This window comes from Sporofaciens sp. JLR.KK001 (genome assembly GCF_036941055.1).
In the GTDB taxonomy this organism is placed as follows: Bacteria; Bacillota; Clostridia; order Lachnospirales; family Lachnospiraceae; genus Sporofaciens.
The window spans coordinates 20,492-45,620 of record NZ_JAYMNO010000004.1 but is presented as its reverse complement, the minus strand read 5'-3'; the positions used below and the strand labels follow the sequence as shown (position 1 = coordinate 45,620).

At 45.5% G+C, this 25,129-nt stretch carries 28 protein-coding genes and 1 tRNA gene; 7 read left to right on the top strand and 22 right to left on the bottom strand.

Annotated elements, in window-relative coordinates:
* The 15 genes from VSQ62_RS32075 to VSQ62_RS32005 form a co-directional block, all read right to left on the bottom strand.
* Positions 1 to 239, bottom strand: a 239-nt coding sequence (locus tag VSQ62_RS32075; protein WP_334638749.1) for a hypothetical protein, incomplete at its 3' end; no start/stop codon positions are given.
* A 176-nt stretch (positions 240 to 415) separates the two neighbouring features.
* On the bottom strand, positions 416 to 658 hold the full coding sequence (locus VSQ62_RS32070; RefSeq protein ID WP_125129217.1) for a hypothetical protein: 243 nt from the start codon (positions 656 to 658) through the stop codon (positions 416 to 418).
* A 20-nt stretch (positions 659 to 678) separates the two neighbouring features.
* Positions 679 to 1,269: a hypothetical protein gene (locus tag VSQ62_RS32065; protein WP_125129216.1), complete on the bottom strand. Its 591-nt coding sequence runs from the start codon at positions 1,267 to 1,269 to the stop codon at positions 679 to 681.
* Positions 1,269 to 1,820, bottom strand: coding sequence for a hypothetical protein (locus tag VSQ62_RS32060; protein WP_285825885.1), 552 nt, complete (start codon positions 1,818 to 1,820; stop codon positions 1,269 to 1,271). The genes VSQ62_RS32065 and VSQ62_RS32060 overlap by 1 nt, the downstream gene beginning before the upstream one ends.
* Positions 1,774 to 2,391 (bottom strand): hypothetical protein, encoded by a 618-nt coding sequence (locus VSQ62_RS32055; RefSeq protein WP_334638748.1) that lies wholly within the window; start codon positions 2,389 to 2,391, stop codon positions 1,774 to 1,776. Before VSQ62_RS32055 ends, VSQ62_RS32060 begins: the two co-directional genes overlap by 47 nt.
* Positions 2,382 to 2,633 carry a hypothetical protein gene (locus VSQ62_RS32050; protein ID WP_285825887.1) on the bottom strand — a complete coding sequence of 84 codons (252 nt, stop codon included), beginning with the start codon at positions 2,631 to 2,633 and terminating at the stop codon, positions 2,382 to 2,384. Before VSQ62_RS32050 ends, VSQ62_RS32055 begins: the two co-directional genes overlap by 10 nt.
* A 73-nt stretch (positions 2,634 to 2,706) precedes the next feature.
* Positions 2,707 to 3,732, bottom strand: a complete 1,026-nt coding sequence (locus VSQ62_RS32045; protein WP_285825888.1) for an SAM-dependent methyltransferase — start codon at positions 3,730 to 3,732, stop codon at positions 2,707 to 2,709.
* A gap of 12 nt (positions 3,733 to 3,744) precedes the next feature.
* Positions 3,745 to 4,278, bottom strand: a complete 534-nt coding sequence (locus tag VSQ62_RS32040) for an RNA polymerase sigma factor (protein WP_285825889.1) — start codon at positions 4,276 to 4,278, stop codon at positions 3,745 to 3,747.
* 19 nt (positions 4,279 to 4,297) lie between these two features.
* Entirely contained in the window at positions 4,298 to 4,840 is a 543-nt protein-coding gene (locus VSQ62_RS32035) for an AbrB/MazE/SpoVT family DNA-binding domain-containing protein (protein WP_334638747.1), read from the bottom strand.
* A 76-nt stretch (positions 4,841 to 4,916) separates the two neighbouring features.
* A complete protein-coding gene (locus VSQ62_RS32030; protein ID WP_285825154.1) occupies positions 4,917 to 5,780 on the bottom strand; it encodes a hypothetical protein in 864 nt (287 codons plus the stop codon).
* A gap of 86 nt (positions 5,781 to 5,866) precedes the next feature.
* Entirely contained in the window at positions 5,867 to 7,981 is a 2,115-nt protein-coding gene (locus VSQ62_RS32025; RefSeq protein ID WP_285825155.1) for a vWA domain-containing protein, read from the bottom strand.
* A gap of 92 nt (positions 7,982 to 8,073) precedes the next feature.
* Positions 8,074 to 8,319: a helix-turn-helix transcriptional regulator gene (locus tag VSQ62_RS32020; protein WP_285825156.1), complete on the bottom strand. Its 246-nt coding sequence runs from the start codon at positions 8,317 to 8,319 to the stop codon at positions 8,074 to 8,076.
* Between the two features lie 12 nt (positions 8,320 to 8,331).
* Complete coding sequence (locus VSQ62_RS32015; RefSeq protein WP_334638746.1) at positions 8,332 to 10,146, bottom strand: P-loop NTPase family protein; 1,815 nt, start codon at positions 10,144 to 10,146, stop codon at positions 8,332 to 8,334.
* A gap of 16 nt (positions 10,147 to 10,162) precedes the next feature.
* Positions 10,163 to 10,987, bottom strand: coding sequence for a hypothetical protein (locus VSQ62_RS32010; protein WP_285825158.1), 825 nt, complete (start codon positions 10,985 to 10,987; stop codon positions 10,163 to 10,165).
* A 151-nt stretch (positions 10,988 to 11,138) separates the two neighbouring features.
* The gene (locus tag VSQ62_RS32005; protein ID WP_334638745.1) at positions 11,139 to 12,053 is read right to left on the bottom strand and encodes a single-stranded DNA-binding protein; all 915 of its coding nucleotides are present in this window, start codon (positions 12,051 to 12,053) and stop codon (positions 11,139 to 11,141) included.
* A gap of 384 nt (positions 12,054 to 12,437) precedes the next feature.
* On the opposite strand from VSQ62_RS32005, the gene VSQ62_RS32000 reads away from it, so the two are divergent.
* From VSQ62_RS32000 to VSQ62_RS31970, 7 genes are all read left to right on the top strand, one after another.
* On the top strand, positions 12,438 to 12,653 hold the full coding sequence (locus tag VSQ62_RS32000) for a type II toxin-antitoxin system Phd/YefM family antitoxin (protein ID WP_125129195.1): 216 nt from the start codon (positions 12,438 to 12,440) through the stop codon (positions 12,651 to 12,653).
* Positions 12,650 to 13,063, top strand: a complete 414-nt coding sequence (locus VSQ62_RS31995; RefSeq protein ID WP_285825160.1) for a PIN domain-containing protein — start codon at positions 12,650 to 12,652, stop codon at positions 13,061 to 13,063. The genes VSQ62_RS32000 and VSQ62_RS31995 overlap by 4 nt, the downstream gene beginning before the upstream one ends.
* 127 nt (positions 13,064 to 13,190) lie before the next feature.
* Positions 13,191 to 13,691, top strand: a complete 501-nt coding sequence (locus VSQ62_RS31990) for a hypothetical protein (protein ID WP_125129193.1) — start codon at positions 13,191 to 13,193, stop codon at positions 13,689 to 13,691.
* Between the two features lie 26 nt (positions 13,692 to 13,717).
* Entirely contained in the window at positions 13,718 to 13,969 is a 252-nt protein-coding gene (locus VSQ62_RS31985) for a fatty acid kinase subunit FakA-related protein (RefSeq protein WP_285825179.1), read from the top strand.
* Positions 13,966 to 14,127: a hypothetical protein gene (locus VSQ62_RS31980; RefSeq protein ID WP_170178105.1), complete on the top strand. Its 162-nt coding sequence runs from the start codon at positions 13,966 to 13,968 to the stop codon at positions 14,125 to 14,127. The genes VSQ62_RS31985 and VSQ62_RS31980 overlap by 4 nt, the downstream gene beginning before the upstream one ends.
* A gap of 409 nt (positions 14,128 to 14,536) precedes the next feature.
* A tRNA-Lys gene (locus tag VSQ62_RS31975) sits at positions 14,537 to 14,609 on the top strand.
* 42 nt (positions 14,610 to 14,651) lie between these two features.
* Positions 14,652 to 14,903 (top strand): helix-turn-helix domain-containing protein, encoded by a 252-nt coding sequence (locus tag VSQ62_RS31970; protein ID WP_243127784.1) that lies wholly within the window; start codon positions 14,652 to 14,654, stop codon positions 14,901 to 14,903.
* A gap of 397 nt (positions 14,904 to 15,300) precedes the next feature.
* Here the strand turns inward: VSQ62_RS31970 and VSQ62_RS31965 are convergent, their stop codons facing one another.
* The 7 genes from VSQ62_RS31965 to VSQ62_RS31935 all read right to left on the bottom strand — a co-directional run bounded on the left by VSQ62_RS31965 (position 15,301) and on the right by VSQ62_RS31935 (position 24,948).
* Positions 15,301 to 17,445, bottom strand: coding sequence for a hypothetical protein (locus VSQ62_RS31965; protein WP_285825161.1), 2,145 nt, complete (start codon positions 17,443 to 17,445; stop codon positions 15,301 to 15,303).
* Positions 17,446 to 17,488: 43 nt separating this feature from the next.
* The gene (locus VSQ62_RS31960; RefSeq protein ID WP_279229980.1) at positions 17,489 to 17,611 is read right to left on the bottom strand and encodes a hypothetical protein; all 123 of its coding nucleotides are present in this window, start codon (positions 17,609 to 17,611) and stop codon (positions 17,489 to 17,491) included.
* 10 nt (positions 17,612 to 17,621) lie between these two features.
* Entirely contained in the window at positions 17,622 to 18,308 is a 687-nt protein-coding gene (locus VSQ62_RS31955) for a cell division protein (RefSeq protein ID WP_285825162.1), read from the bottom strand.
* 38 nt (positions 18,309 to 18,346) lie between these two features.
* The gene (locus VSQ62_RS31950; RefSeq protein ID WP_125129189.1) at positions 18,347 to 18,931 is read right to left on the bottom strand and encodes a sigma-70 family RNA polymerase sigma factor; all 585 of its coding nucleotides are present in this window, start codon (positions 18,929 to 18,931) and stop codon (positions 18,347 to 18,349) included.
* Positions 18,932 to 18,943: 12 nt separating this feature from the next.
* Positions 18,944 to 19,354 (bottom strand): zinc-finger-containing protein, encoded by a 411-nt coding sequence (locus VSQ62_RS31945; RefSeq protein ID WP_285825163.1) that lies wholly within the window; start codon positions 19,352 to 19,354, stop codon positions 18,944 to 18,946.
* Between the two features lie 724 nt (positions 19,355 to 20,078).
* Positions 20,079 to 20,588, bottom strand: coding sequence for a hypothetical protein (locus VSQ62_RS31940; protein ID WP_334638744.1), 510 nt, complete (start codon positions 20,586 to 20,588; stop codon positions 20,079 to 20,081).
* Positions 20,578 to 24,948 carry a VaFE repeat-containing surface-anchored protein gene (locus VSQ62_RS31935; RefSeq protein ID WP_334638743.1) on the bottom strand — a complete coding sequence of 1,457 codons (4,371 nt, stop codon included), beginning with the start codon at positions 24,946 to 24,948 and terminating at the stop codon, positions 20,578 to 20,580. The genes VSQ62_RS31940 and VSQ62_RS31935 overlap by 11 nt, the downstream gene beginning before the upstream one ends.
* Positions 24,949 to 25,129: the final 181 nt, after the last annotated feature.

Genomic DNA, 25,129 nt, shown 5'->3' with positions numbered 1-25,129 from the left:
CAGTTTGTTTCTGTACATTCCTCAAAATACCGGTCTGCAATATAACCGGCAGATTCTGCCCATAGGGTGTTCTCCGTGTTCTGAAGGGCTTTGTATGTTTGGGATTCATAAAAAGCCAAAGTCGCATCCGGGAAATTTAACCCGGTTGTTTCCTGAATAATATCAATCACATCCCGAATCTGGATGAACATATTCATAGTAATATCTTTTCCATTAAAAAAATACTTTCCTTCCACCATGAGCGAACCTCCTTGCGAATTTCAAATATGGTTATCTCCATAATTGTAAATTTATTATAGCAAAAAGTTTGCGCCTATCCAATTGAAAAAGCAAATCACGGTTTTTCGGGCTTTGCTGACAGAAATGAGCCGCCCTGAAATCAAGCGGCTCAGTATATATTTGTTTTTTTGATTTATCACAGGTTGGATATTGGAAGTTCCAACTCCGTAATAGACCATTCCATCCAGTCACCTTGTATGACAGCCCTGGCACTGTATCCGCTCAGATAGGTATTCTCCTGTTCTTCTTCTGTCTGGGAAACGTGATCCCGTGTCATGCGGAAACTTTTCTCCATCTTTTCATAGAGTTCCTGATAATCTGTGGAGACATCGGGATCGTTCAATCCATCTCCATAACTGCATAATACATATAGCTTCATACATCATGCCTCCTCGTCTGTCAGTCATTCAGGGAATAAGGATCTTCAAAGCAGTGAACCTCCATTCTCGTATCTTCCAAAAGCGTCTCCAGCATTTTCAGTGTATCTGCAGGATATCCCATCTCGGCAAAGTGTTCCAGCAGAGCGGCATCCGTAGTAAACAGTTCTCCATATTCCAGTTTCTCACTCACCGGAATACCTGTTGGTGTCAGGAAAGTTTCGTCTTGTATGGATACTGCATAATGGTCTGGGAAATACTGGCCGGAATGATCGGTATTGATATAGGTCCTGCAACCCGGCTCGATGCTCTGCATGACAAAATCCACCTGATAAGCTTCGGCAATCGCATGGTATGCCCCATAAAGCGGAGACCATGCGGCAGAAGTACTGAGAAGGATATTATCCGGATTCCGTTCCATAGCGATGACCGTTCCCCGGAGGGAGAGACTTTCTGTGGGAATACCCTTTAATTCAAACAGGTTCCTGATCCCTGCCAGATCTTCATTGCGGCAGAAAACGATGGATGTCTCCAGGTCTTCCCACAATGCAGCCAGATGTTCCGGATTGGATTGTGAATAGAAATAGACGTCATCACAACAGATATTTGCCATTACTCATCCACCTCTGTTTCCATTTCCTGCTCATAACCTGGCACATGCAGTGAGTAACTGCAGTTTTGAAGGCCGGGTTCTTTTAGGGCAGCATCATAAGTAGAAGAACGAAGCTCGGAATCCGCATAATTTCGGTCCAGCTCAATAATGTCAATCTGGATATCCGGATCCGATGCCAGCACTGTACTGACAATTCCGTCCTCAATGATAATAACAACCCGTGGATTTCCGGGAGGTTCCGCAGCAGTAACAATCCGGTTATCCTGTATCCGGCGTTCAATCTCATCAATGACAAGATCAAGTGTCACATTATAGGCCGTATTAGAGTCTTCCATATTGTTATAGAGTTCATAGGCCAGGTCAAGAAGCTTTTTCTCCTCCGGAAGCGTTTGGTAAGGAAGGTTGCATAAGCCAATTTCTTCCAGTTTACGTTCCCTGCAGCGGCTGATAAAATCCATTTCCCAGTAAAAACGCTGCCGTATGCGGTAGATTTTCTCCATTTCTTTATCTGACAGGCGTGCAGTTGTTTTCCGTTCCATTTGTGTAGTCATAGTGATTTGTCTCCTTTTCTTCTTTGGGTAATTCATTGTCTGGATAAATCCTTGTATTTGGGTAAAAGATAAATTTCCATTGAAGATCTAATTCCTGATTCGCCCAGACTCCGTTTCTTAAAATTTGTCTGGTTAAAGTATTATAGGTAACAGGTTCTGTTTCCGGATTGTCCAGATCAAACACCAGGCAGGTTTTCAGGTCAATGTACGGCCATAAGGCACATTCTATTTTCCGCCGCAGTTCCAGAGCCATCTGGTAAAGCTGGTCTGAATTGTAAGTTCTGGAAATGCAGGCACTCATCTGTTTTTCCATGCCGGAGTCTGCAATCACCTGGTTGATGAGAGCCGCCTGCTCTTCTATGGAAATATCCGGATTCAGGATAAGCCGGTCAGTAAGCACTGCCTTCACAAATGCAGATGCAGTCCCGTTGATCTGCTGGATCAGAGCATAATAAGGCTGCCGGTAATGGGATCTCAGAATTTCAAGGGAAATCATTTCCCGGTTTTTCTTTAGGGTGGAAAGCAGCTTTTCAAGGCTGCTTCCCAGTTCCTGGATCTTTGTCAAGCGCACATCACCCCGCTCTCCGTAGAAATGGTTTCGTATCTGAGATGGTAAATGGTATTACAGGTCTCAAACTTTATGCCGTCCTCCGCCACTTCCATAATCTTTAAGACCATAGAAGTTGTAAAGAGCTGGTGACGGGTACGGATCCATGCATGCTCTCCGATACAGAGAGGCAGGGACGGGGTGCCGGTCATGGTGACGATTGCTTTCTTGACATTCTGTAAAGGTTCTTTTCGGTGCCTTTTCATGGTAGATATCTTCCTTTCTTTGGGTGATTGTGTTATATTTCTATGCCACAGCATAGTTTAAGCGGTAGCATCCCTAGGCTGTCCTGAGATACTGGTCCGGATGCTCGTAGATGGTTGCCCGGATGCGGTCCTCATAGTGTGGATTCTTCCGTGCTTTGGGATGATCCCGCAGCAGGTCATACAGATCCGACAATGCGGCTGTTCCGCCAATACTTTCCATGGTCATCCGGATCAGATGGTGCCAGGTGATGGTCTGAAGGTCTGTACAGCTTACCGACAGGCAGCCTTCCTGCCTGCAGGAAAAGGGAACCGTCAGGGAATCGGCTTTCTTAAGTATCAACACATATTCCGTGACGACCGGTATAAACGGTTTCTTGTACCTGCGGTTATCGGATACGCAGTTGAACTGGCCTTTTACAAGAAAAGATTCAAATTCGCCCATGCGAATAAGGTCGTTCTGCATGCTGTAGAAAAAATGTCCGTCTTTCCGGATGTCCCCCACCAGTACCGCGAGCCTGCCGTCTTTCCGTAATGCAAAGAAGAACTTCCGGATACAGTAATTTAACTTTTCCAGGAAATCCTGATAGTTCTCACATCTCGACAGGTCATCCGGGTGGGGCCTGCCCCACATATTTCCGCTGTATTTGATGATGTCGTGGTACGGCGGATGGAAAAAGATCAGGTCGGCCGAGTCCTCCACATCATTTCTTAACGCGTTCCAGTTTCCATAGTCGTAAGCAGGTGCAGAATTCAGGTCGTAAAGTAACGACCGTACCTGGAAATGATCTGCCACAGCCTGGGAAGTTCCGGAACCGCTCATAGGATCCATCAGGGTAAACTGGCTTACATCCTTGCCGTAATAACGCTTGCAGTCCAGGACATAGCGCAGGATGGAAGCAACCACTTCCGGAGAGCAGTTGCCTCTCCAGTGGCTGTTCCCGCCGTTTCCGCGTTCTGGAAATGCCATAAAGGAAGTAAGCTCTTTGCCTACCCGTTTCCGCAGTCCCTCCGTGCCGAGCATTCCGGCGATGGCCTGCCATTCTGTACCAAATTCCTTTTGCAGAAGCTCTGCTGCACGCTGTATCTGTGAATCATTCATAGCAATTCTCCCCTACATTAGTGCAAGTGCCCGCAGTCTCTGTCGCATCCGGCTGAAACGGCTTTCCACACCATAGACTGAGATCCTGCATTTTTCTGCAATCTCCTGATATGTATAGCCGTCTGCCTTTAGACGGACAACTTCCTGCTCTTTTGGAGTGATATAAGCAAGCAGTTTGACCAGCAATTTCTGGTTGTCCAGAGTTTCCGCCGCCCGCTGCATCCGGTTGGGGAGAAGTCTGTCAATAGACAGATACTCCTCATCCAAAGGGCTGGTTGCTGCTGAACGCTTCCCCCGGTTCCAGTAGGTATATTCGTTAATCAGACAGTCATTCATGTTCCGCCATGCAATGGTATTGAAGGCGTAGTTGTCGGTTAACCTGGGGTTTTCCAGATATTCCTGTACGGCTAACAGATAGCCGAAGATGACCACATCGTAAAATTCGTCCGCATCCAGTCTCTTTCTGGAGAGGAAACACTCTACGATTTGATGGTTTTGTTCTGCAAACTGCTGTTGCTTGGGGGTTAATAGATGTATTTTTTTCATAGTATTTTTATCCTTTCTTTCAGTTAGATTTTATTTCTTGTTCAAATTGTCTTTGACCGATAAATTCATGTGTAATTGTGGCTGCCACTAACCTTGCACATCCGATCTCCACCTCGGTAAGCGGCTTTGCAGAAAGTACTGCTAATGCCAGAGGCTTTTCGGCGTGGACAGGGAAAAGCGCAGCGACTGGTGTGCCTGGACAGGAGGTAAGATAGACTGGCCTGCTCATGTCCGGGAGATATTCTTTTTCAGCCTGGATGCAGGCAGAGAGTTCCTTGGAGACAGGGGTTCTGTCTGGAAGAAAACTTCCTACCGCGCTAACGACCTGTGTATCGGAACAGAGGGCAACGGTGTGCCGGCTGCTGTTGTACAGGATGGTAAGGAAAGATGCGAGCCTGTGTGTGTCTGCAGGCAGATCTCCGCATTTCCTGAGATGGATTTCCTGGCCGGAAAGCTCCGCTTCCAGAGAGTCCTGATTCACAAGGTTTAAAATCTTACGCATCTTGGTCGGGATCACGATCCGTCCTTGTGCATCCAGTGTGCAGATATCGGTATATTTCATAGATTCACCTTCTTTCTAACGGAAAGGAAGCCGCCATAGGGCCGTTTCCTTTTCCAAAAATGATCGTGCCTGAAATCTAAGCGGCATAGGTGTTTCCCTGCCCCTGATTTTGGTACTGGTTATTCTGTGTATTATTTTGCATATAGTACGGAGCCTGGTTTTGGTATTGTCCGTTCTGTGTATAATTCTGATTTTGCCCTTGGTACTGATTGTTCTGGGAATAATCCGGATTCTGCCCCTGATATTGCCCGTTCTGAGCGTACCCTTGATCCTGCCCCTGATTCTGTGCCTGCCAGTCCTGCTGCTGTTTCTCATATGCCTGCTTTCCATTTGCGATCAGTGACGGCGCCATACACGCTTCCCAGTTGGTGATATAGGAATCCGTGCGCTTTAGGAGCGTATAGAGGTCCATATCCGTCAGCTGGATAAATGCGTTTTTCTCTGAGAGAAAGCTTCCGGATTTCATATAGGAACCGCCTTTCTGGTTCTGGACTTTCACACCTTTTCCATTTACGATCTGGATCCGCCACGGGCTCTTCATCGGCCGCCCGCTGGAATCGTTCGTGTGGCGCGAAATGGAAAACTGCTGCGCCGTAGAATACCCCTGTGCATCAGGTGCGCCGTAGATCTTGCTCTGGGACCACTCAAATTCCTGGAACCCTGCAGTGATCCGGGTTAAGATAAACTGGATCTGTTCGGGAGCCAGATTGAACTGGGCGATTATATTTTTATCTCCGGTGCCGTTGGAATAGTCCTGGATGGTGAGTTTGATCAGGGAATTTGCCTTATGATCATTCTCCTTATATTCACCTTTTGCGTGGAGCTGTGCATAGTGTGTCAGCGCCGCGCATTTCAACTGGTCATAGACGGCGATTAGCTTCCGGTCGGTCTGGACTTTGCAGATCTGAGGGGAAATCCTCGTCTGATAATTCTGATTCATGAATCAATGTCCCTTCTTTCTTTGTTGAGATTCCAGTGCTGTATTACCGTTTTAGTAATGGACAGCATGGTTTATCATTCCGCTTATTATTTCAAATATTGCTTTACCAAAAGCGCCATATTTTTTGGCAGTTCTTCAAGCCGGGTGATATCAAGGAATCCATCCTGATAGATCCGTTTGATGTTCTCCTTGTCTGAGCCGATAGCTGCAGCAAAGAGGACGATCCCCTTCTTTGAATATTCCTTCTTGATCCCACGCAGGTCTGCCTCTGCTTCCGTACCGCTGTATCCGTAATCCGCAGGCTGCCCGTCGGAAATGATGATGAGCAGCTTCTGGTTTTCCGGACGTTTGCTCAGATGCTCTGCCACATAACGCAAGGCGGCGCCGTCCCGGTTCCCGTTTCTGGCGCTCATGTCCATTAAACGATAGCGGTCAGAAGAGTCTATGGAGTCAAATTCTGCATAAGAGTAAAGCGCTACTCCGGCCTCACAGTCTGGCGTGGTATGTCCGTAGATGGTGACCGGGATCTGCAGGCTCTGGCAGAAATCATAAAGGACAATCGCTGTCATCCTTGCATAAGTGATCCGGTCGGAGCTGCTCATGGAGCCGCTTTCATCAATCAGGAGACCTACCGCCAGTTTCTGTTCTTCCGAAGGGAGCCTTGTCCTTGTAAAAAATGTACCGTCCTCATGGTGCAGCGCTCTTGTATCCAGGCGTTTTCCAAACTGCAGGTTCTTTAATTTCCCGCCCTCGCTTTCTTCCCTCAGGAGAGGGGCGATGGTTTTCTGCAGTCTTTTGGAAGCCCTAAGAAGCGGCGGTGCAACGGACTGGTATGCTTTAATTAAGCTATCCGGTACACTGTACATCCGGTTTACCGTTACATGGATACCTGCATGGGCGTTTCCATAATGGATATCATTGGCCGCTTTCTGCAGTTCCTCCGTCATTTCCTGCTGGTATTGTTCCTCCGCTTTTTCCGTTGCTACACTGTTCAGGATGCGGAAAAGGTCGCTGGCGGATTTCTCATAACCGGAACCCAGATACTGGTGGTTATAAGTGATGCCCGGATTGTTTCCTTCTAAGATTGTGGAAGTCTTTGCAAGCTGGATCCGGTCGCCTTCTTCAGTCACCACATCCTGCACACCGGACATGATATTTTGGCGTGTCTGTGGAGAAAACTGCAGAGGTGGATTGGAGCTTTGTGCTTTCTTTCCGGCTTCCGCCTGCTTCGGCATAGCTCCGCCTTTTCCGGAAGGCAGAGGGGTGCCGCCCTGGATCTGGTCGCCCAGAATCCCGCTCAGCAGTTTTTTCACATCCTCCTCCGAAGCCGCTTTTAGCTTCTCCCTGGTGTCCTCCACCATTGGTTTGATATACTCCCAGAGAATCCCCAGGATATGGTTGGAGGCATGGAGCCGGTCTTTCACGTCATCCGAGTAGATAGATTCCTCCACATATGGTACGCAGTCCTCCAGGTAATCCAGATAGGGACCGGTGTAACCATGGAGATTATTAACTGTACCTGCCCTGCAGTATTGCAGGAGAAGGTTTGCCACAATGGAAAAATCAGAGTATTCATTGTCAATCTGGCTCTGAAGGGACGGCATCAGTTCATTCATCCGCAGGCAGTTCAGCTCGATCCCCTGCTTAAAAATGCCGGAATAGGCGTCACACATGCGGGCTTCGATGTAAATGTCTTCTAAAATGTTGCTGATATGGGAGGCGCATTCAGAAAGCGTCAGACATACAGCCTTGTCTTTTTCATGCACGGCTTCCAGCATTTCCACACAGCTTTCCTGGTACTGGTCATCGAAAGACGGTTCTTCTGGATAGAAGGAGCCGTTCTCCATGCTGCGCAGATATAACCCAAGGGTTGTAAAGTCCGTAAATAAGAGATGGGCCGTTTCATGCCCGTTCATCCCCACAAGGCTTTCAGAGCGCAGCATCCGGGACGGGAAACTCTGGGTAATGTGGTTGCCGGCATTGATGTGGATCTTGTAGTTATCCGTGTAAGCAAGTCCGGCACCATCGGAAGCGTCCCACTCCATCAGTGTCTGCAGTCCTTGGCGGTAGCGGCCGGTAGCCGCTTTCGCCATTGAGGACAGGTATTTCTGGTAGGCAGAGGACAGGAACAGCTCTTCATCCGTCAGGGTAAGAGTCTGGTCCTTGATCATCTGCTGTAGTTTTTTCTGGTTGCTGTTCAAAATTCATTCATCCTTTCTTTCCATTATTTTTTATTTGTAAACGCAAAGGCTTCATACAGCACATATTTAAAACAGCTGTACGGCTGTTGCGCTTAAAATACCTTCTCCGTCAGAAGTTCTTCCATGGTACAGCAAAAATACAGCGCCATACGGTAAGTGATATAGGTCGGCGGAAGGACTTTGCCGGATTCGTAATTCATGATGGCTTTTCTCGGTACGTGCAAAATTTTTGCCAGCGTTTTCTGGGAGAGCCTCCATTGTTTGGATTTCCTGAGATAAGAAAGATTGGCGGCTAACACGCCCCGCATTTCTTCCTCTGTAATCTGATAATCCCTCATAAAAAGCCCCCTTTACGCCGCAAGGATGGAATCCAGACAGCCGTTCTCCACTTCCTGACGGCTCTCCGCATCTGCCGAAACAGAGGAGAGGACCGTGTAGCGGGCGGCTTCCCGGATATCCCCGCAGACCATGAAGGACTGCACCCAGGAGATCAGCTCCCGGACTCCGCAGCATCCGTCTGTGATCAGGTTTTCCCTGCAGTATTCAGATACGGCTTTGACAATCTTTGCCATGGTTGCTACTGTTTTCTTATCTGTACAGCCGGTAATGCCAAGGACTCGTTTGACTAAGGTATCCTCGTCCGGTTCGTCCAGGTCAATGACCAGGTTCATTCTGGAGATGACAGACTGGTTCATCTGCTTACAGCCCGCATAATCATTGTTGGTAGTTACGACAATCGTGGTATCCGGGTGGCGGTTAATGACCTCTCCGTTTGGCAGGAACACGCTGTTACAGCGGTCCAGCAGGGAATTTAAGCCTACCAGCACACCGGGATTGGCAATGACCGTGGGCTCCTGTAATTCCACAAGATAGCCGTAACGGATCGCTTCTACTAGCGGAGTGTCCACATATTTAAACTTCTGGTGGGAATCCTGCTTTGCGTAGTGGTCGTGCATTTCATCGAAAATGGTATCCACCAGCTTCTGATAAACCGCGTCCTCATCCACCGTTTCATCATAGGTGCCGGTCAGCTTCTGGTAAGCCGTTGCCGGGTCCATCATGATGTCCTGGAAGGTGGGATATTCGCTCTGGAGAGCGGAAAGCTTCCCGTCTACATCAGGCAGGATCTGCCCGAGCAAATCGAATATTTCTGTGTTTGCGGAACAGGTAATACACCGGTAAGGGAGATGGAGGCCGGAGGCGATTGCTTTGGCGCCTTCGGTCTTTCCTGTCCCCGCAGGTCCTCTTAATAAGAAGTTCCGCATGGGTGACACGGTATTTGTGGTTAATTTTGCGTGTTCGCAGATCCGTTTGATCTCGGCCGGTATGATGTACCAGTCAGGGAGCTGCGGCACAGTGAGTTCTTCCTGGGGAGTCAATGTCCGGGATTCGGACAGGATGTATTTGCCTACAAAATCATGTTTGGAAACGCTTGCGGTTACTTTTCTGGTAGAAGTACCAGGCTTGATGACCTGAAAGGCTCCAAGAATGACATCCGTTGGAGAATAGGTGCCTTTCTGTATCGTAAATGCCTTTAGCTGGGGGATAGAGCCGTTGGTTGGCGTATCGCTTGGAATTCCGCCGGTTGCCAAGGAGGTTCCATAGCGGATGCGCCGGTAGAGGTTATCGCAAAGGACTGCTGCGGTCTCCACCGTATCGTCAATGTTTGGATAGCCGTTATCCCGGTCGCTTTTCAGTTTCTGGTAATATTCATTGAACTCGTCATCAGCCATAGCAGTTGGAAGGAGTGTAAAGATCAGGGCAGCGCCGCTTTTCTCGTCTTCCTTCAGCATATATTTCTCCGGACTGCTTTCCGAATCCGGCGGCGTCTGGTAACAGCCGACGGTAAACTTGCCGTTTGTCCGGTTGTAGACTGCTACGTGGAGTTCTCCGGTTTTGCTCGGATATTCCGCAATCGTAAAGTTGTTGCCCTGGCTTCCGACTGCACCCAGTTCCTCCGGCGGCTTTGCGCCTGTTGGGGATTCTAATTCCATATACGCCAGGATTGCCCGGAGCGTTGCCGCATGGAGCGTGGAGCGCTTCTGGGGCTGCGTGCAGTACTTGGAGTAGACATTTTTACATACCGGGTCGTCTGTGTAATCCTCGAACGGTTCCGGCAGCTTCCGGCGAAAAGACCAGTTGGGTAATAAATTTCCATTTGCCATAATCAATCGCTCCCTTCTATGCCCATGATAATTCCAGTGTGTCATTGGTTTCCTTTGCGTTCAGCTCATCCCGGATAAAGATATCCGTGAGCGCTGCCCAGTAATCTCTGGGCGGGAAATGCTGGAAAGTATCTTTTACTTCTGGTGTATGGTTATTCAAGATAAAAATTTCCCCGGCTTCATTGATATACAGCTTCTGGTGTCCCCTTGCCTGCAGGTCTCCGATCAGCTCCGTCAGTAACGGCTTCCCGATGAGGGAATACCAGGATTCCGGATCTACATGGACAGGAGGTTCTGCCGGATTTTCAGGATGATCAGTCTTAGTGCCATCTGGATTCTTCTGTCCCGGAAGGGGCGTGAAATCCGTAATGGTCATCATGAAGAGCTTCAGATGCCCGAACTGGTCCAGGGAAACATCCGCAAAGTTGTAATCTCCCGTATGGAAGGTTCGGATGCGGATAAGGTCGCAATTCAGCAGGGACGCTGCTTTGATAGGACGGGTATACTCCCAGGATGCCTCCGGGTAAGCCGCCTTGATCTTATCCGTGACCTGGTAACTGATCTGTCGGATCAGCAGCGTCTCCATGTCAAAGAAAGGGGCTTCCTTCTTTTGTTTCTTATGCTTATGAGTGTGAGTATTTCTTAAGGAAGACGGGACTGAGACGCGCGGCAGCATGGGGAGCAGGAGAAAAAGAAAGCTTCCTGCAATCCCGGTGATCGCGATGCCGGCAATGACAGACCGGTTCCTTTGTTCCGGAGTAAAGAGAAGCGCCAGGAATAAAATAATGGCGACTGCTTTTATCATCTTGATACTTCTGTGTTCTTCTTTTCTTGTTTTCATTGTGGATTCCTTTCATAAAAATATTTTGCAGTTCGAATTGTTTTGAAAAAAAGGAACTGCTGTGTTGAAACGTAAACACGCAATTCCTTTCCTGAAGTGATCTGCAGGAGCGGCTGCCACTGGCAGGCTCCGTAACCGGGTGATTCTGAAGTTATGCAGTGAAGGGAAGCTGTGAGGCCATACCTTCCGGGATGTTGGTAAACCCGTCTCCGGCAAAGCCGCCCTGCGGCGGTGTCTGGCCGTACTGGGCATTCCCTCTCTGCTGCTGGTACATCTGATTTCCAGCCGAACCATTCTGTGCAGGGGCGTTTGCCTGGTAAGAACCGCCTTGCGGGGGTCCTCCGTTCGCAGGCTGCGGGCTGTTGCCCATGTTGCTGCCTCCATTCGGATAGCTGGTGCCTGCAGTACCATTCCCGTTATTTGGATAGCTGGCACCTGCATTGCCGTTACCAGCATTGGAATAATTCCCATTCGCATTGCCATTGCCGCCATTGGGATAGCCACCTCCACCGGAGGGATTGCTGCTGCCCGGATAGTTCCCGTTTCCGGCAGCATTTCCATTGGCAGGATATGCGCCTCCCTGTGCAGCACCGGCAGGATTCTGATAACCGCCGTTTTGCGGACCTGAAGTTTGATATCCTCCGGCTCCCGGCGTAGCTGCGCCTCCATTGTACGGCGGTGTGCCTGCCTGATTTCCGCCTGCATCTCCTTCTGGCTTGTTGGAAAGACAGAACTGCCAGTCCCGTACATTGATCCTGGCACCGGAACCGGCCTGGCCCGCTCTCTGTCCCTGACTGTAAACAAAGGGATGGAGTTCAAGCTCTCCATAGATATACAGACAGGTTCCTTTCTTGACTCCCGCCTTCGAAAGCCGTTCTGCCAGATGCTTGTTCAGATAGCACTGATAGAAAACAGATTCATATGGATTTTCCGGGTTATTCTGTGCGTTCTGGCTTCTTTGTGAGGTGGCAAGGTCTAAAGAAATATACTCCGTTCCGTTGTTCCTCCCCTGCTGCATGACGGGATCTCTGGTGACCCTTCCCATGAGATGAATGATTGCTGACATAAAATTTCTCCTTTCTGCCCTCTTAGGCGTTGAAATAATAAAGATAGGTAAAAGAATAGGAAATCCATGTTTCAGATTTCCTAAAAAATAAAAAAAGAGCCATTAAACGACCGCAGGGTGCGGCTATCCTAATGACTCTGATTTCCAAACTTAAACTCGCGTGTGCTCTGGAGGAATGGTCCAGACTCCCGATGTGGGATAACACAAAAACTTAAATACATGATTATAATAACACAAGATATAGCGATAGTCAATGGAATAAATTCTATATATAGATTTTTGGCTAAGTGAAGAGTAAAATATGATAATTTCGAACGATTTTATTGTTGGAATCGTTCAAATAGGATATAATAAAAGTAATATGAGATGAAGGAGGGATTCACAATGTCTATTACGGCTACAGAATTAAAGCTTAATCTTGGCAAGTATCTGCTTCTTGCAGAAAAAGAAGATGTTTTTATTACAAAGAACGGGAAAATAGTTGCAAAACTGACGAATCCATTTCAGGACCGGGTCAGCATGGCACAGTCATTATTTGGCAGCGTACCTGCTGAAATGACACTTGAAGAAGCTCAGGAAGAAAGGCGAAATAAAATATGAGAGCATTGATAGATACCTGTATTGTGATTGATGCACTGCAGAGCCGGGAGCCTTTCTTTAAGGAGGTCCAGGAGATATTTCTGGGAGCGGCAAATAAGCAGTTTGAAGGATTCCTGACTGCTAAATCTGTTACTGATATTTACTATCTCACACATAGATGCACACATAGCGATCAAGAAACCAGACAAATTCTAAACAAGCTGTTTTGCCTGTTTGGATTACTGGACACGGCTGGAATGGACTGCCGTAAGGCAATATCGTCCAATCTTTCGGACTTTGAGGATGCAGTTATGACAGAATCTGCGATCCGTGAGGAAATGGACTGTATTGTTACAAGAAACCTTGGCGACTATAAAAAGGCAGCTCTAACAGTATATAGTCCTGAAGAATTTTTGTTGAACATGAAATAAGCCAGCGAAATCTCTGTTTGGCTTTGTCCTGATTGGTGCAGGTACTTCCGTTATGGTCATATGAAAAATCAATACATGAAGTAGAAGAAATTGCAAGAGTGGAACTGGAATTCAAACAGTGGTGATTATGGGAAGAAAAAATAAGGGTTCATCGAAAACGATGAGAAAAGAAATACGTTTACAAAAAGCAAGACAATGGATTCTGACTTATAATGGGACACCGAAGCATATGGCAAGGAATTACCGGAAGCGGTTCCACGTTGATATCAATACAGCGCTTTCTGACCTTCAGGCGATAGGCGTGGAATTTACACAGGAGTATCTGGAGGCTGTAAAGCGCAGCGAGGAGGAACGGATCCGGCAGAAACATGCGAAAAAAAGACAGAAGCTGATGGAAGAAGAAGCTTTTTTGTATGCAGATTCGGATGACAGGTTTGCCTTTATTGCAGGATATACAAGTGGGGGCATGCCTTATGGAACGACATGGGAAGAGCTCGGACTGGAACCGTATGCTTCATATGAGCAGCTAATGGAGGCATATGCCAGCCTGGAAGGCATAGGAGAAAAGGGTGATCATGATGATGCGGATAAGGGCGAAAAGGAATTATGTGAACTCTATTTTAAGTAATCAGGACAGGAAGGGTGGTTGAACAGATGTTAGAATTTCGGTATGATACGCAATTATTGATTGAAGGAGAAGGCCTTGATGAAGATGTGATAAGTGAATATTTTACGGAGAACTTTAAGGGGGATTGTCTGCTGGTGGTTGGGGACGAGGAATTAATAAAAATCCATTTCCATACAAATGAACCCTGGGAGGTGTTGGAATATTGTGCTTCCCTGGGAGAAATTTATGATATTGTTGTGGAAGACATGGACAGGCAGGCAAGAGGCTTGAAAGGATGACAGAATTAAAAGAACAGGCAGAGTTATTGTACAAGCATTTATCCGAAACTGATGCGAAACGGATTTTGGGAATTGCAAATGGGAAATATAAGATTCCAGATGATATCGACGAATGTAATGACGAGATAACAGAAATGTTTGAAATGAAGAAGATATGAAGATATGGGGAAATTTTATTTGGTCCTTTGAGCATAAGTTTATAAAAGAATATATTACCAGTATAATGACAAAGCGTGATATTGGTGATATAGTGAGTACAGATAAAAATAAAGCGGACGAAAATAAGTCCAGAAAGGAAAGAATCATGACAACAGTTAATTTCGTATATTGCCTGAATAGTGAACATTATGAGACGCTGCACAGTAAAGAAAAAAAGCAGGGTTTGATTTTGGTACGCTCATGTAAGGTAAGAAAACGGAAAATAACTGTGTGATTAAAAAGCTGTCTTTCTATACAGGAGACTGACAGATAAAAACATGGATATCAGATGCCACTTATCTTGTATGAGGTAGGCGGTATTTTTTGTCTTAGAAAGCAGAAAATTCCAACGGAAGGTTTTCTGTACACGCTCCATTAGCTCAGCTGGCAGAGCACTCGACTTTTAATCGAGCGGCCGTGAGTTCGAATCTCACATGGGGCAGTACCGCCTGGATATTTGTAAAATGACAGGAGGTGAATGAACATGGATCTGCCGACAATAAATATGATACGGACAGGAAAGAACATTAACAGGTTGAGGAAGCAGGCAAACTTATCAGTAAAGGATTTGCAGAATATTTTCGGATTTGCCACACCGCAAGCGATATACAAGTGGCAGCAAAGCGCAGCGTTACCATCCATAGATAATCTGGTCGTACTTGCAGCAGTGCTTCAGGTAAGCCTGGATGATATTTTGGTGGTAAATACAGTAATTCCGATGCAGATAGGTGCATGAAGAAAATAGATAAAATATGCAGGTGAAAGCCTGCAGTAGGGTCCCCTAGTTTAAAAGGTCAGGACACCGGCCTTTCAAGCCGGAGATATTGGGTTCAAGGTCTCCGCGCTGCTTCGGTCGGTGCTAAGCATGGTCCACTGGAAACGCCACATGGGGATTGATGTGGCCATAGATAACGGTAGTCCAGCAGATCGTGAATCTGTTTTAGAGCGCAAGATATCGCCGGACATCTTGCGCCCTAACCCATCCACTTTATGTTTACGTGTCTGAGTGGTCGAACGTGCAATCATGCTAAGATGGTGTGCGGCAACGTACCGAAGGTTCGAATAATTCAGCAAAAGTTATAAATAGCAAAGAGAGTAAAACATGTTAGCTTGAAAATTCGTTATAATGCTTTCTACATTTGTGAATTATATTTTTTATATAATCCTTGCAATGAAGTAAAATCTCCATTCCGTACATCATTCCAAGTGATTCCAAAAGCCGATAACTTGTCTGTATCTAATTTATATAGCCAGTCCTGTTCATCTGTATAAAGTAACTTTTCCATTAAAAGAAAGTCCAAGATTTTTCTTTTTCCCTCATTTTTATTAATAATTCTGTTATCAATAAAATCCATCTTTCTTGCCGGTGTATCTTTACTATGGGATCTTAAACAACTAAAAATACGTCTAATAATATATGAAAAATTAATAAAACCAACATCTTCAGATTCTAATACATTATCATCTTTATATTTTAGTAATTTATAATAATTTCCTAAATTACTTGCCGATATTTTTAAGTTTGTTTTATTATCCACTTTTATTTCAAACCTGGGATTAATGTTGGAAGATACCTCAAAAGTATTTCCAATTAAAATACTCTCTCCTGGTGAATATGCTTCAATCAAAATCTGTTCACTACTCCAAATCAATTTATCACAAATAATAACAGAGTTATTAATTCTTGCTTCGCCGGAAGCGTTACCAATATATACACTTCCAGCAATGTCAATATAACAATTTTGTAGTTGACTAATATAGATACCTTTTTCAATATCATTTAGCAAAAATGTCGTATTATATATATCTTTATCTTCCCTTTTTAAATTGAATTCAATATAACATTCTTTTTTATCACCACTTATATATAATGCCGTCATGTCACCTAATTGAGCGTGCGCCTTAAAAGAGTTATACATTAATGGAATATATTCTCCTAATATCAATTTTTTAGAGAAAATCTCATAAAATTCAATAAGCATCTGTGATGGACAATATTTTGAATTATTTGCCAGAAATTCATTAACAAATTCAGACATTTCATTTGAAGCAAGACCATAAGCAATTACATAATCTTTAAATGCTGGACCTGTAAATTCATAAATCGCGTTATTATCTATATTTTTTACGCGTAAAAAAGGATGTTGAGGTAACTGTGTATTAATAACCTCTAAATATTCGTCTCTATAATCTATGGGTATTGCTTCACTTATTTCGCCAAACATTGTTGTGTCTTCGAATAACATCATTCCAATAATTCGGTAAAGTTGTTCTTCTTTTTTATATAAAACATCCCATTCTATATCTTCTTCAATTTTTGAAAATTTATTTTTTAATGCCTTAATAAATTTGTTATGTTCTCTTTGCAATAAATCATCTAAGATTTTTAATATTAAATTACAACTATTTTCACCGCTTGTAATATTTTTTAACAAATTAACAGTGTTCTTTTCCTTGCTATATGACGCTGCTAACGCATCTAAAACAGGAGCATATCCCAAAAATTCATTTGCACTACCATTCTGAAAAATTCTATGGATTTCACGAAATTGCTCATCAATACATTCAGTAACAATCGTAGATATTTCAACTTTATCTCTTTCTAATTTATTTTGTATATAAAATTTAGAATTATACTCTGCAAAATATCCAATTTCATAATGTGTAAAAGAAATATTATTCTTGTACATAAAGTCTTTAATAAAAATTGCGCTTTCTGTTCGAGCTAGAAGAATAGCGCATGTTTCGTTACTTTTTTGGGTTACATCATTCAAATCCCTCAAAAAGTATTCAACACCGGACCTTCCTGAACTGGCTTCTGCTTCATCAAATGCGTCTATAACTAAAAAATTTTCTCCATCTACAATACTTTTTATAAAATCGCTCATATTTTCAAAACCCACGGATTCCGCAATAGCACCTTGAAAACTATATTCCGCAATCTTATTTTCAGGCAAATCCCAGTATATACCATTTTTTGTATAGCAAATATGTTTAGCTAATGCCGTTTTTCCAGTCGCTCCCGGTGCGGAAAACAATAGAAATCTAGACTTATCTATTCTTTTTCTAAATGATTCAATAAATTGAGGTTCTATATATTTATATACATCTTCGCGATATTCGTTTTCTTGAATATACCGTATGGTCTGATTTTTACTTTTTAATTCAAAACAATGTTCTTTTTTAGTTATATTTTTAAGTATACTTTCTAAAGTCATCAGATAGTTTTCCTTTCTTATTATCTTTTTGTTCAAAGTATACTCCCAGTTTCCAAGCATGTCAAACCTCTTTTCTGTTTACAGTTATCATAGAAACAACTTTCTAATATATTATATGTCCTATTTTTTCCTTGATGATATAAATTGTATTCCAAACATGACTAATAGCAAAGAAAAAGCCGACTGCCGCTTGGGCAATCAGCTTTGATAATAATGGTTTTGGCATAGTTCTCCTTTCAAAACTGCTGAAATGAAATCTGTTTGTTAAGGTATAGGTTCCCGATTGCCTGCAGTACCGGATACTGGACGTGGAGAAGCTGTGCCTCATCTGCCAGTGATTCGTAGGTCGCATCCGTATCTTCATAGAGCAGATCCCATACTTCCTTCGGGTTTTTTGTTTTTGCCCCCTGTTCTACACAGGCGAGCAGTTCTGCGGTGGTAAGTTCCGTCGCTTTAGCGAGTTCCAGGACAGTATCTTCCATTGGATCGCATTTCTCTTTCCTCAGATACCGCCCGAAATCACGAAACCTTATTTTCCCCTCCAGATAGAGCTGGATGCAGGTGAAGAGCCGTACCGAAAAATGGTCAGTAATCGGCTGGATATACAGTTTTCCAAGGAGCCGGTACAGGGCGTCCACGCCGGTCAGCCCGTCACCCTTTACGATCAGTCCCCGCAGAAGCAGGCGGTTTAAGTAATGGGAAAAGGAAAGTCCTTCCGGGCGGCCGGAATCTGCAAGCCGTTTGCTATACGCCTTCTCCAGTTCATAGATCTGTAGGATCTGGAAAGCAAGACAGCTCCACAGTACAAGTTCATGTTCGGATAATCCATATTCCTGCCTGTTATTGATGACTACCGGTACTGGATTTCCCATCTCATCCCTTTTGATTTTTAAGTTTCCGATTGCGGTGTATAATGTCAGCATAAAAAGTACCTCCTCTTTTCATGTGTTTTCCGTTAGAATTACGCTAAAAGCGCATATAATTCCTGATCTTCTCTCAACTGTTTCCTTGCTTTGCTCTGCCATGCCCGGACATGGTTGGAAGGGACTTTGTAGAGCTTTGCCACTTCCGCGCTGGTGTATCCGCTCTGCTGGAGACGGAGTGAGATAATCCCTTTTTTCAGGTGATTACTGCCTGCACATTCCAGTCTCTTCAGGTAAGAGTCGGATTCTTTCGACAGCACCGCCTGTTCTGGGGACAGTGCGTCTGTTTTACAGAGCATAAATTCCGGTTCATAGGTACTGCCATCTTCGGCAGTAAGGATTGCATCCAGAGAGCAGAACGCGCTTTTACGTTTTCCGCAGTCCCGCCAGTAATCATAAATGGCATTCCGGATTGCCGCCCTTGCATATGGCGGGAACGGCTGTGTGGGACTGCATTTCATGGCGGCATTGCACAGGGCAAGATATCCGGTCTGTGTCAGCTCGTCAAACTCATCCTGAGACAGATGGGAAAAGCTTCTGGTAAGTGCCCGCACCATCCGGGGAACAAGGCTTAAATGAGTGGTTACAAGCTGTTTCTGTTCATAACTCATGATTCCATCCATGGTATCCCTCCTTTATCCGGCCATACCAAGCGGTATGAGGTTATTCTGTAGAACTTTGGAAGCTTCCTGTATCAGCTGGTCGCACATATAATCGCTGAAATTCCCGATATGTGCCTGACGCGTTTGCAGACAGAATTTATCTCCAATCCACCGGTAAGCCTCTTCGCGGCTGAAGATCCCCTTTCTCCAGAGCTGGTCGAAAATCTGATGTGCCTGGATGCGTTTCTTACGGAGCGTACGGTTCGCCAGGGAGCCTTTCGGTAAGGATGTCCCCTGATGGACGCCTACATAGGAATCACAGGCCGGAAAGCGGCTGCATACATAGACCCTCCCCCCGGATGAATGATGGCCATATACATAGGAAGCATCTTTTAAGATTGCAGGACTGCCGCAGTATGGGCAGCGTATTGTCTGTTTTTTCATAAATGTTCACCTCTCTTACGTTTTGTATATGTATAAAATACTTAAAAATAACAATTCTTACGTTTTATATACGTATATTATAAGTAAATTGACAAGGGATTCCTATAAGTCAAGAGTAAAAACAGGTGCCAATTTGGGACTTTTCCCCAATTTCCTCCAGTTAACACGTTAATGTAATAAAGTAAAAGAATAAGCACTGAAAAATTGTGCTGATGCAGAACCTTCCAATGCTTATTTTGGATGCTTTCATATGCGATTTTATGTAGGAAAGGGATTTTTGTCAGATCCCAATCACCTTATGATTTTCTTATCCTTCCTTGCCTGAAAATTTAATTTGCTAAAAAAGCTTGCTGTCCGCTATCATATTTCCGGATAAAATACTGCCTGGATTAGAGGAAACAGGCCGCTGTCTGTAAATCTCGGATAGTTGATTGCGGTAAAAATAAATTTATCACAGAAATACCGGAGCAGGAACAAAATCACCAGTATGATACATACCCGGTAAAAAATGCGCATGCGTCTGCTTCTTTCTTTGGAAGGAAAGAACCTACAGTATAAAATAAAGCACATGGGTATGAAGATTAAGCTGGTAAACGTCTGGTCAATGAATTGTATGATAGTGGTAAGATTTTTCATAGGTCATCCCTCCGGTTTTTCTTTTCTCTGTACGTGACAGGCAGAAAAAGTGCAACGGATCGATGTAAAAATAAATATATCTGCTTTATTACCAGTCATAGCAGTCCTTATTCTGGATGTCTAACAGCGCCATACAGGGACAGTCCGGAGAGAGGATCTTCTGTTCTTTTAGGAATTGTGCATACATATCCAGGAAGACAGAATCTTTAAATACTGCAAGGCATTCTCCAGGTTCCGGACGGCAGGCGAAAAGTATATCTGCATCCGAAAGAGGAAGAACCAGCGGAACCGCCCGGTAATCCGGACAGAACAGGAATCCAGACTGATTGCAGGGATTCTTTACTCTGCAGTTGGCACATTCTACATAAATACAGCGATGCCAGTTCCCGTCACAGGCATCTAAGAATCGGCGGATATGTTTGGCATCCGTGAGGCAGTGTGTTATCTCCATAGTTATCTCCAGATACAGGCAGCCCGTAAAAAAGCTGCCTGTGTTGAAATTAATGCCGGTAGATGCGGCAGTCAGTGATTCATCTTGAAGCCTGCTAAATCTGTCGGCATAAAGTGAATGAGTTACCCTATCAAAATTACTTCTCATGCTTACGTCTCCAGTAGAAAACAAGCCCGCTGATAATGATAAGAAGCAGGGAGCCTGCAGCAATACAGATGTATAGCAGGATCGACGCATCATCCCCGGTCTTGACAGGAGAGGAGATGTCCGGTTCCTTTGGCTCGGTCGGTACTTCCGTCAGCTTCACGGTCTGGCTTTTGGACTTGATGTCTTCATGGCTGGTCACTTCTACCTCTTTCTCTTTGTCCTCTTCCTTCATCGTAACAAAGAGTTTCTCAAAGACAACCACATCATGCCCTTTCAGTTCTGTCGCGTCAAAGGTAAATGTGACATCCACGGAGCCGCTGGATTCTTCTGGCTTAAAAGTGGTTTCCGCAGTAACCGGCTTGCCGTCCATCAGGACTTCCTTGCCGGTTTCCTTATCCATTAAGGTTCCCACCAGACAGTAGGAAGGGCCTCCGTCAACCAGATCCTTATATTTTACGGTATCTATGATCTGTGTCTCCTTCTCCGCCAGGGCTTCCTGATCTCCCTCCTTACCATCCTTGGCAGTAGTGCCGATTTCCGGGATATAGATGCTCTGCGGCTCGGACTCGATATCTGCATGGACAGCGACTTCTTTTTCCTGATAGGAAAGGGACTCAAAAGCAACGATAGTTTTGCCTTTCAGGGCCCTGGAATCAAAAGTAAAGGAAAGCTCCACGCTTCCTTCCGCTGCTTCTGGTGTAAAGACAAGCTCCGAGGTAATTATTTTCCCATCAACCAACAGGAATTCGCCATTTTCCTGATCCATGAGGGTGCCGGTCAGTTTGTATTCCTTCCCCGGAACCAGACGCTGGTAGGTAACGGTATCTACAATCGTCAATTCCTTCTTAGCAGGCGCCATCTGGCTTCCGGTTTCCGGGCAGGAGGCTTTTGTGCCAATCTCCGGGAAATAGATGGTTTGCGGTTCGGATTCGATATCAGCATGAACCGTAAGTTCCTTCCCCTTGTAAGAAAGAGATTCAAAAGCAACAATCGTTTTACCTTCCAGTGCGCTTGCGTCGAACGTGAAGGATAATTCCACCGTTCCATCTGCTGTCTCCGGTGTAAATACCAGCTCAGATGTAACAGGCTTCTTATCAACCAGCAGGGGCTCGCCGCTCTCTTTATCCATAAGGGTGCCGGTCAGTTTATACTCTTTTCCCGGAACCAGATGCTTGTAGGAAACGGTATCTGCAATCGTTACTTCCTTTTTCGCAGGCGCCATCTGGGAATCTGTCTCAGGGCAAGAGGCTTTCGTGCCGATTTCCGGGAAATAGATGCTCTGGGGAGTGGATTCAATGTCTGTATGGACAGCGATCTCTTTCTCCTGATAGGATACGGATTCAAACGCGACAATGGTTTTGCCCTTCAGGGCGCTTGCGTCGAATGTGAAGGATAATTCCACTGTGCCTTCCGCCTCTTCCGGTGTAAAGACAAGCTCGGAGGTCATCGGCTTTTCGTCAATCAGCAGAGGCTCGCCGCTTTCCTTATCCATGAGTGTTCCCGTCAGCTTATATTCCTTTCCCGGAACCAGATGATAGGAAACGGTATCTACTATCGTAAGATCCTTCTTTGGAATCGCCATCTGGGAATCTGTCTCCGGACAGCTTGCCTTTGTGCCGATTTCCGGGAAAAACATCTGCTGATCTTTAAATTCCGGATCTGCATGCATCCCCACCTCTTTTTCTTCCTGGGTGACGGATTCATAGATGACCGTATTTTTCCCTTTCAGGGAGCTGCCGTTAAATTCAAATACAACGTCAACGGTGCCTTCGCTGGCTTTCGGGGTAAAGGTGGTCTGTGCCGTGATCGGAGTGTCGCCGTCTAAGAGAGGTTCTTCTGTCTCCACATCCATCAGCCTTCCGGTCGCAACATACTCCAGATTTGGAACCAGCCCTTTGAAGAAAATGGTATCGGTAAGCTGTACCTTTTCATCTGCATTAGCGATATTCTCTTCGGTATCGGAGTCCTTCGCCTTCGTGCCGATTTCTGGGAATGAGATCTGCTGGTCTGTATCCTTTAAATCTGCATGGACAGCCAGCTTCTGCCCGTCCTGATGCAGTTCCTCAAAAATGACCGTGGTTTTGCCCTCCAGAGAGGTTGCGTCAAACATGAAGGTAACCTCTACGCTTCCGGAGGACATCTTTGCCGTAAATTCCGTTTCAGCGGTCACAGGCTTTCCGTCAATCAGGATTGCTTCTCCGGATTCGGCATCCATCAGCGTGCCGATGACCTGATACTTCTGGCCCTTCTTTAACCCGGAATATTCCACAGTATCAATCAGTGTCACTTTCTTTTCCGGTTTGCTCATATGGGTTCCGGTATTCTTATCCAGGGCGGTGGTGCCGATCTCAATCTTGTCATCGGTCAGCGTCCCTAAATCCACACTGACGGAATCCTTATAAATGGTGACCTCGAACTTCAAGAGATCCATGCTCTCATTCGCCTTGCAGCGCTGTTCTTCTATGATATAGGTATCATAAGGAAGCGCGCCCTTGGAATCTTTTGGCTTAGATGTCCCGAACCAGATTCCGTCTTCGGAGGTCTTCCCCTGGTTGGTGTTGTGGGTGTGCTTATTCCATTTGGAAGCAGTGTTGGCGTAACCGTTCTTGTCGGTAACAATCGTGTGGCTTTCCCCGGTGGTAACGGAGGTGATAGAGAACGGGATATCAGAAAGCCGTTTCTGTTCTCCATCAGCGACCTTGACGAGTTCCAGATCTCCGCGGATAATCTGGTTTGATATGGCAGCCTCTTCAGAAGTCAGGTCCACGATCTCGCCGTTTTTTGTGATATCAAATTCCACAGAGAGCTTTCCTTCATTCAGATAGCCTTCCGGAGCCTTGGTTTCATCTGCCCGGTAATGCCCGAAGGGAAGCGCATCTTTCTTTGTGGAGATAGAGCCTTTGCTGTCTGTCGTCAGGCTCATAACCACCTGGTTCTTGGTATAGGATTTGCCGTCAACAATGACAGGATTTTCATTTAAGGACGTGATGGTAAATGTCGCGCCTTCCAAAGTGGCAGATCCCTGGGGTTCCGCTTTCTTTGTCTCAAAATCCCGTTTCTGGAGTTTTACACCGCCCCGATAGACCTGTTCTTCTACGGAAGAGGCGTTATAGCAGGATACAGTCTCCGCTTTGCCTCCTGCTGTAATCTTCTGTACAAACACGGTATCATTGGCAAGATATCCGGTCGGAGCCTTTGTCTCCTGTACCGTTACGGTGCCAAGGGGAAGACAGGGGGTTTTCCCGTCCTTCTGGGTATAGAACTCATCCCCAGAAACCAGATAATTTTTGGAAAATTTTGCTTTCCCTTCGGAATCTGTTTTAAAGATCCAGGTACGTGCAGGTTTTGCACCACCAGCAGCCGGATCTGTATCAGACTGTTCGGTATAAAATTTCACCGTAAACTGAGCCTCTGCCAGAAAAGCTTTGCCCTGCGGCTGTGCGGTCTTCAGTTCTTTATCAAGCTTCTGGAGCAGCAGGTCCATGGGGTCGTTCTGGGGTATTTCCGTTACATTTAAGGAAGCCGTCTTTTCTGGCTCTACCGTCACATTATGGGCAGTTACATCAATAATGTAGCCTTTGGATGCCTTCAGCTCCTTGACCGTATAGCTTCCGGATTCTAATTCACCGGATTTTGCGTAACCGTTCTGGTCAGTGGTCAGTTTTCCAACCAGTTTTTCTCCCTTATAAATGCCATACTCCGCACCTTTTAAGGAATAATTGCTATTCCCGTTAGAGACGGCAGCATTTGCGGATGCCTTGTGAAGCTCTATGTAACCGTAGGGGATCTGATACCAGCTTCCAACTAAGGTCTGGTCGTTATTGCCTGGAACGATGAAAGCCTTGAAGGTTGCCGGAGGATTAGGAAGTCCCTTGATGGCATTTGCTATTTCCACAGATTTATCAATATAATTCTGGGGCGCACCATGGAAGGCGCCGCTGTCTGAAGCATAGCCTGCATAGATGTAGGCGACCACCAGATGGCCGATGACATAGGAATTATCATCCGACCATCCGCCAAGATACTGGTTTTTGATATGTTTGTCATACCCGTATCCGCCATTCAGGTAATATAATGCTTTCCGGATGGGAGAGTCATTGCCAAGCAGTGTGTAGGCATAGGTTCCGGATGAGGGCGTAGGCTGTAACGGCTCTACGCAGTAGGCGGTGTTGCTGCCGTCAAAGGTCATTCGGGAAGTAGAATAGCTTCCGTATTTGATAGAAGCTCCGGCTTGGTACTGGATGGTGCCGTCTGCGGCATGGACAGGGACACTGCCGGAGAGGCAGGTGCCTGCGGTAACAAGGACTGCCAGCAGAAATGCAGACAGCCGCTTTGTAAGGTGTTTTGCTTTTTGTAACATAGGTTACCTCCTTGGAAATAAAATTTTGCCATCTCTACGGGATCCACCGTTGGCAGATTCCCCTCGTAAGATGGCAAAGAAAAAAGCAGCCATATCAGCTGCTTCATCTACGGATTATTTAGTTGTATTGGGCGGATGTTGGTTCTTTTAGAATTACTCAAACATCAGAAACATACCGCTT